Raw genomic sequence first — 7,416 nt, 5'->3', positions numbered from 1 at the left:
GGGGGGTGTGGGTGGGCAGGACCGTTGGCGCCATGGATGGCGCCATCGAGCCCCCATGGATGGGTTCACGGCGTGTCCTGCCCACCCACACCGCCTCGCCCAGCCAGCAGTAACCCAGAGCCGCTTTGGCTTCTGCACTTGCACTTGCACTTGCTTGAAAAAAGCGGTGCAGCCGCAGGCTGCAAAACACCCTCAATCCTGATCGTGCGCGCGTGCGGCCTCGGCCTGGGTCTCCTCCTGCGCCGCCATCTCGCGCGCGATCCACGCATCGATCATGTGCCGCTGGCGCTGCGCCTGCCGCCGCTCCCGCGTGTACTCCTGGTCGAGCACGCGGTACAGCGACACCATCACCAGCACCATCAGCAGCGCGAATGGCAACGCCGCAATCGTGATCATGCCCTGCAGTGCATCCAGGCCACCGGCCAGCAGCAAGGCCGCTGCGATCAACGCCACCGCGATGCCCCAGGCCAGCTTGCGCTTCAACGGAGGATCGCCAGCTTCGTCAGTGGACATGCTGGCCAGAACCAGTACCGCCGAGTCGGCCGAGGTCACGAAGAAGATCATCAGCAGTACCAGTGCGATGCACGACAGCAGCAGCGGCAGCGGCATGCTGTCGAACAACGTGAACAACACCGTCTCATATCCATTGCCCAGCGCCTGCACCAGATCGGCATGGCCGAAGATCTGTGCCCACAAGGCCGTTCCACCGAAAACGGCGAACCAGAAGAAGCCCAGCAGCGTCGGCGCGAGCACTACGCCGATCACGAACTCGCGCACGCTGCGGCCGCGCGAGATGCGTGCGATGAACGACCCCACGAACGGAGCCCAGGAAATCCACCAGGCCCAGTAGAAAATCGTCCAGTCGGCCACCCATGTGCTGCCGGAGAACGGTGACATGCGCAGGCTCATCGTCACCAGTTGGTTGAGGTAGGAGCCCAGCGTGGTGGTGAACGTATCGAAGATGAATCCGGTCGGCCCCAGCACCAGCAGGATGGCCGCCAGCAGGGCAGCCAACGCCAGGTTGAAGTTGGACAGCCACTTCACACCTCGCTCCACGCCACTGGCGGTGGAGGCCATATACAGCACGAAGGCGATGGCGATGATGGTCATCTGCACCGGGACCGTAGCTTCCAGGCCGAACACGCGTTCCACGCCCGCGGCGATCTGGATGGTGCCGAAGCCCAGCGTAGTCGCGACACCGATCGCGGTGGCGACCACTGCAGCGATGTTGACCACCCTACCGATCCAGCCGCGATGGTGGCGGCCGATGATCGGCTGCAGCATGTCGCTGACCAGGCCGCGGCCGTTGCGGTTGAACTGGAACCAGGCCATTGCCAGCCCGATCAGCGCATAGATGGCCCACGGGTGCAGGCCCCAGTGGAAGAATGCATAGCGCATCGAGGCGCGTGCCGCATCCAGGCTCTGCGGAGCAAGCCCTTCCGGTGGCTTGCTGAAGTGCGAAATGGGCTCGGCGGCGCCCCAGAACACCAGGCCAATGCCCATGCCGGCGGCGAACAGCATCGACATCCAGCTGGCTCGCGAGAACTCGGGCTCGGCGTCTTCGCCACCGATGCGCAGGTTGCCGAAGCGACCGAAAGCCAGGTACATCAGGAACACCAGGGCCAGGAATACCACCAGCAGGTACAGCCAGCCGACGCTGCGGATGACTTCTGCCAGCATCGACTGCACCACGGCATTGAAGGGGCCTGGTGCAATACCGGCAAGCAGCACCAGCAGCAGAACCAGTGCGATGGAAACGCGAAACACCATGAAGGAGCTTCTCCGATCAAGGGATTGAGGGGAGCGAGCAGAGCTTGCAGCGAAGGACCGGCGGCATGCAGCGCGAACCGGGCAGGGGCCGCGTCGGCGGCGAAGGACGCATCGGTCGCTGGAGGGCGACGGACGTGCACGTTACTGAACGCGACGTCATGGTTCTGTTAACGAACAACGATCCGGATCAGATCCGCTTTCCACAGGAAAGCGGATCTGACCGCGGGGGCAACTCCCGGAGCGGGCGGTCTATGCTCTAATGCACGCCAAGAAGCGGGGGTACCGCGGCCATGTGGCCACGGTTGAGACAGTCCCTTGGAACCTGATCCGGCTCATACCGGCGTAGGGAAGCTTTGCAGTGCAGCCGTGCCCGGACACCGCCCAAGGACCGTCCGTGCGCGGTCGCAGTGCGCCGCCGCTTCGTCCCTGACCTTCCTGGACGATGCCCGATGAACGCACAGCTCTCCGCCCTGCAGCAACAGGCCCAGCAACTCTCCGAATCCGTGACCCGGCCCATTCCCGGCTCGCGCAAGATCCACGTACCCGGTTCGCGTCCGGATCTGCAGGTGCCGATGCGCGAGATCGCGTTGACCCGCACGCCGACGCTGTTCGGCGGCGAAGAGAATGCACCGGTCACGGTCTACGATACGTCGGGCCCGTACACCGATCCGGACGCGCGTATCGATCTGTCCGCGGGCCTGCCGGCGCTGCGTCGTGGCTGGGTGGAGGAGCGCGGCGATACCGAACAGCTCGACGGCCTGAGTTCGTCGTTCGGCCGCGATCGCGAGCACGACCCGAAGCTCGATGCTGTGCGCTTCCCCACACGCAGCCTGCCGCGCCGTGCACGTGCAGGCGCGAACGTCACCCAGATGCACTATGCGCGCCGCGGCATCATCACGCCGGAAATGGAATTCGTCGCCATCCGCGAAAACCAGCGGCTGGACGCGATCCGCGATGCCGGCCTGCTGCAGCAGCACCCGGGCGAGGCGTTCGGCGCCTCGATCCAGAAGATCATCACGCCGGAGTTCGTGCGCGATGAAATCGCCCGTGGCCGTGCGGTGCTGCCCAACAACATCAACCACCCGGAAAGCGAGCCGATGATCATCGGCCGCAATTTCCTGACCAAGATCAACGCCAACATCGGCAACAGCGCCGTCTCTTCGGGCATTGCCGAGGAAGTGGAGAAGCTGGTGTGGGCGATCCGCTGGGGTGGTGACACCGTGATGGACCTGTCCACCGGCAAGCACATCCACGAAACCCGCGAGTGGATCATCCGCAACTCGCCGGTGGCGATCGGTACCGTGCCGATCTACCAGGCGCTGGAGAAGGTCGACGGCCGCGCCGAAGCGCTTACCTGGGAGATCTTCCGCGACACGCTGATCGAGCAGGCCGAGCAGGGCGTGGACTACTTCACCATCCACGCCGGCGTGCTGCTGCGCTACGTGCCGCTCACCGCCAAGCGCGTGACCGGCATCGTCAGCCGCGGTGGTTCGATCATGGCCAAGTGGTGCCTGGCGCACCACAGGGAGAATTTCCTCTACACGCACTTCGAAGACATCTGCGAGATCATGAAGGCCTATGACGTGACCTTCTCGCTGGGTGACGGCCTGCGCCCGGGCTGCATCGCCGATGCCAACGACGCGGCGCAGTTCGGTGAGCTGGAGACGCTGGGTGAGCTGACCAAGATCGCCTGGAAGCATGATGTGCAGACCATGATCGAAGGCCCCGGCCACGTGCCGATGCAGCTGATCAAGGAGAACATGGACAAGCAGCTGCGCGAATGCGGCGAAGCGCCGTTCTACACGCTGGGGCCGCTGACCACCGACATCGCGCCGGGCTACGACCACATCACCAGCGCGATCGGTGCGGCGATGATCGGTTGGTTCGGCACGGCGATGCTCTGCTACGTGACGCCGAAGGAACACCTCGGCCTGCCCAATCGCCAGGACGTGCGTGACGGCATCATGGCCTACCGCATCGCCGCGCATGCGGCCGACCTGGCCAAGGGCCACCCGGGCGCGCAGGTACGCGACAACGCACTGAGCAAGGCGCGCTTCGAGTTCCGCTGGGAAGACCAGTTCCACCTTGGCCTGGATCCGGAGAAGGCCAGGGAGTTCCATGACGAAACGCTGCCGAAGGATGCGCACAAGCTGTCGCACTTCTGCTCGATGTGCGGCCCGCACTTCTGTTCGATGAAGATCACCCAGGATGTGCGTGACTACGCCGAGGCCGGCATGAAGGAGAAGTCGGAGGAGTTCCGCGCCGCGGGTGCCGAGGTCTACCACCAGGGGTGATGCGCAGACGGTGGTGCCGGCCCGCGGCCGGCACTACCGCTCATCACGCCGCTCCCGGCTATCCTCCGCCCATCATCCCGGGGAAAGGACACCATGCCTGTTGCCATGACCACCCGTTGGCTGGCCATTGCCCGCCGGCATCCTTCGGCCTGGTTGCTGGGCGCGCAGCTGCTGGCGGTGCTGCTGTATCCCGCGCTGGATGACACCGCCGCCGGCCGCGCGGCACTGGGCATGTTCGGCATGGCGGTCCTCGGCCTGGCGCTGTGGGTGGTCCAGCGCAGCCCGCTGGGCACCTGGCTGGCGCTGTTGCTGGCCATTCCCTCGGTGGTGTTCTCGTTGGCAGGCGCATTGCTCGAGCGCACCGCATTGCTGACCACCGCGCAGGTGCTGGAGAGCCTGCTGTACTTCTACACGGCTGGCGCCCTGATTGCCTACATGCTCCAGGACCACAAGGTCACCCGCGACGAACTGTTCGCAGCTGGCGCAACCTTCACCCTGCTGGCGTGGGCGTTCGCCTTCGCGTTCGCGGTGTGCCAGCAGTGGTATCCGGGCAGTTTCCAGGGCACCGGCGGGCAGGCACAGCGCAGTTGGATGGAGCTGCTTTATCTCAGCTTCAGCTTGCTGTCTGGAGTCGGCTTGAGTGATGTCGTGCCGCTTCATCCACAGGCACGAGCACTGGTCATGCTGGAGCAGTTTTCCGGCGTGATGTACGTGGCTTTGGTGGTTTCGCGGCTGGTCGGATTGACCATGCTGCGGCGCATGTGAAAATGAACGCCAGATAAAAATTTCGCGCCCAAGAGGGCGCGAATGATGTCGCGAATTATGTGAATGCGTCGGCGAGAGAGAGCCTGATGTCGACCACGCGATAGGCGAGGTAACTTGCATAGGCTAGTATTCGCGCGCTCGATTGTTTTTGCGGTATGCGCCGATGCTTTGTGCGGAGTCTGGCTTTTCGCTGTTCCCAGGACGGGACCGTAACGAAGGCAAACACTGCCCGGGACCTGTCTCTACTGTGTAGCAGAAAATGAACAGCAGCGAAATACAGCCACCCGTGTCCGATCGGATACGGATAGGAGAGTGCATCGTCACTCTGTCCTCGCGCGAAGTCGAGGTCGTCGGTGCGCGTCGTCCGCGCCGGCTGACGCCGAAGGCGCTGGGCGTGCTGCGCGTGCTGCTGCGGCAGCCGGGCCGTGTGGTCACCCGCGACGAGTTGTTCGCCGAGGTGTGGCCGGACACGCTGCCGACCAACGATGTGCTGACCCAGGCCGTTACCCAGCTGCGCAAGGCGTTCAGCCACGACGACGACAGCGGCCAGGCCTACATCGAGACCATTGCCAAGACCGGCTATCGGCTTCTGGTACCGGTACAGGCGCTGGACGATGCGGAGCCGTCGGCTGCGGGCTTGCCTGACGACGAAGGTGTGGACGTGCAGCCCGCACTCGCCGCCGCCGCGGCGCTGCCCGCGCGCGCGCAGGAATCGCGCCGCCGCTGGCGCCATGTCCGCCGCCGCGTGCTGCTGGCGCTGGGCGTGTTGATGCTGGCCACGCTGCTGGTGATGACCACGCTGCTGCTGCGCCGCGCACCGGCCAGCAGTTCGCCGGTGGAGGCCGCCGTGGAGAACGGCACGCGGGTGATCGGCAGCCCCCAGCGTCCCTATCGGTTGATCACCGCAACCAGCGGCTTTGAAACCTATCCCACGCTGTCACCGGATGGTTCGCTGGTGGCCTATGAAGGCGCCAACGAAGATGGCAATGGCGGTGGTGCGATCAAGGTACAGACCTCCGGCAACGCGCCGGCGCGCCAGTTGCTGGCGCCGCCGGCCGGTGCCGTCGATCGATTCCCGAACTGGTCGCCGGATGGTCGCGAAATTGCCTTCGCACGGTTCTCTGCCGACGGTGGCTGCCAGGTGCTGATCGCCAGCGCTACCGGTGGCGCACTGCGCCAGGCCACGCGCTGCGATGGCACCGAGCTGCTCAGCTTCGACTGGACGCCCGATGGTCGCGGCCTGGTGTTCGGCAGCATGGTCGGGCGCTACGCGCACCGTGGCATCCGCGTGCTGGACCTGGCCAGTGGTCAGTGGCGCGCGCTGGCGTACAGCGTCGACCAGGACGACTTCGACTACGCACCGCGTTACTCGCCCGATGGGCAATGGCTGGTGTTCGTGCGCAACCCGCAGCTGGGCGATCTGTGGCGGGTGCCGGCCGCGGGCGGTACGCCCGAGCAGTTGACCAACGAGGCGGCAGAGCTGCGCGGTTGGGCCTGGCTGGACGATGGCCGCACCATCGTGTTCGGTCGCCGCGTCGACAGCGAGGCGCGGCTCTATTATCTGGACGTCGAGCGGCACACGCTGCGCGATGCCGGCCTGGATGATGCGCAGTGGCCCGCCGTGTCGCGACGTGGTGGGATGCTGGCCTTCGTCCACCGGCGCGCGCAGTTCGGCGTGTTCAAGGTGCCGGTGCAGGGCAGCGGCGCGCCCGAGCGCCTGTTTGCATCCAGTGGCCGCGATGGGCAGCCGATGGCAGCGCCCGATGGCCGCCAGCTGGTCTTCACCTCGGATCGCTCCGGCAGCTTCGCCCTGTGGTGGGCGGACATGCAGCGGCCGGATTCGCTGCGCCCCATTGAAGGGCTGCGGCCGGAAGCGCGGCAGGCACCGGACTGGTCGGCCGACAGCCGCCAGCTGCTCGTGGTCGGCCGCGACGCGCATGGGCGCACGGTGGTCTACGAGATCGCGCCACGCGATGAACGCCTGCAACCTTTGCCGGTCCCGGCCGAACAGCCGCTGCAGGCCCTGTATGGCGCGTCGCCGGAGCAGGTGTTTGTGGTCGAGCGCGATGCCGACCAGCGCACCCGGTTGAGTCTGTTCGACCGCAGCACCCAGCCCTGGCGCCGGTTGGCCAGCATCGAAGGGGTGTCGCAGGCGCGCTTCGACCGCAGCAGTGGCCGCGTGTTGTTCACCCGCCTGGCCGCCGGTGGCCTGTGGTCGGCCGATGCCGCGTTGTCGTCGGGCAGCGTGCAGCAGATCAGCGATGACCGGCCCAGCCGCTGGCGATACCGGGCCTGGACCGTGGCCGGCAACAGTGGCGTCGGTTACCTCGGCACTTCGAGCACGTGTGGCACCACCTTCGTGCGCATCCTGCCCGGCCGCGAGGAGCCGGAACGCTGCCTGGATGCGGAACGGCTCAGCGCCGGCAACGGACTCAGCGCCAGCGCTGACGGGCGTGACCTGTTCGTGGCGATGGCGGTCAGCGATGGTGCCGACATCGGTGTGATGCGGTTGCCCGAACGCCCCCCCGCGCTGTTCCCGGCGTTCTCCAAGTTGTTGTTTTTCAGGGGAAATGGGCCTTCGTAATTT

At 65.9% G+C, this 7,416-nt stretch carries 4 protein-coding genes and 1 riboswitch; of the genes, 3 read left to right on the top strand and 1 reads right to left on the bottom strand.

Annotated features, from left to right (window positions below; all coding sequences use genetic code 11):
• Positions 1–192: 192 nt before the first annotated feature.
• The gene (locus VG556_RS19210; protein WP_049408706.1) at positions 193–1,770 is read right to left on the bottom strand and encodes a BCCT family transporter; all 1,578 of its coding nucleotides are present in this window, start codon (positions 1,768–1,770) and stop codon (positions 193–195) included.
• A 265-nt stretch (positions 1,771–2,035) separates the two neighbouring features.
• Positions 2,036–2,137, top strand: a riboswitch (TPP riboswitch).
• A gap of 82 nt (positions 2,138–2,219) precedes the next feature.
• Here VG556_RS19210 and thiC point away from each other — a divergent pair.
• The 3 genes from thiC (at position 2,220) to VG556_RS19195 (ending at position 7,413) form a co-directional block, all read left to right on the top strand.
• Positions 2,220–4,064, top strand: coding sequence for a phosphomethylpyrimidine synthase ThiC (gene thiC, locus VG556_RS19205; protein ID WP_032955989.1), 1,845 nt, complete (start codon positions 2,220–2,222; stop codon positions 4,062–4,064).
• Between the two features lie 93 nt (positions 4,065–4,157).
• Positions 4,158–4,829, top strand: coding sequence for an ion channel (locus VG556_RS19200; RefSeq protein ID WP_014648329.1), 672 nt, complete (start codon positions 4,158–4,160; stop codon positions 4,827–4,829).
• Positions 4,830–5,088: 259 nt separating this feature from the next.
• Complete coding sequence (locus VG556_RS19195; protein ID WP_423180039.1) at positions 5,089–7,413, top strand: winged helix-turn-helix domain-containing protein; 2,325 nt, start codon at positions 5,089–5,091, stop codon at positions 7,411–7,413.
• Positions 7,414–7,416: the final 3 nt, after the last annotated feature.

Source organism: Stenotrophomonas sp. CASM106, assembly GCF_049384825.1.
GTDB classification, from domain to species: domain Bacteria; phylum Pseudomonadota; class Gammaproteobacteria; order Xanthomonadales; family Xanthomonadaceae; genus Stenotrophomonas; species Stenotrophomonas muris.
This window is presented reverse-complemented; position numbering and strand designations above follow the sequence as displayed.